The 213-nt window shown below is 66.7% G+C and carries 1 protein-coding gene; it reads right to left on the reverse strand.

All coding sequences use genetic code 11. From position 1 onward, the window contains the following. Positions 1-213, reverse strand: a 213-nt coding sequence (locus ACVOLV_RS22210; RefSeq protein ID WP_481556244.1) for a hypothetical protein, incomplete at both ends; no start/stop codon positions are given.

Raw genomic sequence — 213 nt, forward strand, 5'->3', positions numbered from 1 at the left:
GGCACGCAGATTGGTGAGCTTGTTCATGCCCAGGAACAGCAGCGGGTACAGCAGCGGCGCGGTCAGCAAGGTAAGCAGGAAGGTGCGGCGGTCGCGGGCGAAGTCGCGCAGGGCAGGGTGGTTGCCCAGGGCACGCCGGATGAGCTGCGCGAGCAGGCCCACGAGAGCAACCTGGAAGACGCGTTCGTGAAACTGATCGGCAGCGAGGAGGGC

The sequence above is a fragment of the Stenotrophomonas sp. STEN023 genome (genome assembly GCF_056760135.1).